Source organism: Bradyrhizobium sp. Kon56, from assembly GCF_055807635.1.
In genome coordinates, this window is record NZ_JBVVOU010000669.1 from 1 (window position 1) to 232 (window position 232).

General features: G+C 61.6%; 1 pseudogene. It reads right to left on the bottom strand.

Annotated features, from left to right (window positions below):
• Positions 1-232 (bottom strand): annotated as a pseudogene (locus tag AC0L3B_RS40455) (carbohydrate ABC transporter permease); the annotation flags it as partial.

Genomic DNA, 232 nt, shown 5'->3' on the forward strand with positions numbered 1-232 from the left:
CCCGTCGCCGGTCCCAGCGAGTTGATGTATTCCGGTGTCTGCCGGGTCCGGGTCGAGAACAGATTGCAGTAGCCCTCGAGGCTCGGCTGGAACAGGATCTTTGGCGGATAGGCAATCGAATCCGGCGGTGTCTTGAAGCTGGTGGCGAAGATCCACAGCAGCGGCACGATTGAGATCAGTGCGTAAAGCACGATGATCGTGCCGGCGACGCGCTTCGACGTGGCCGAGGGTG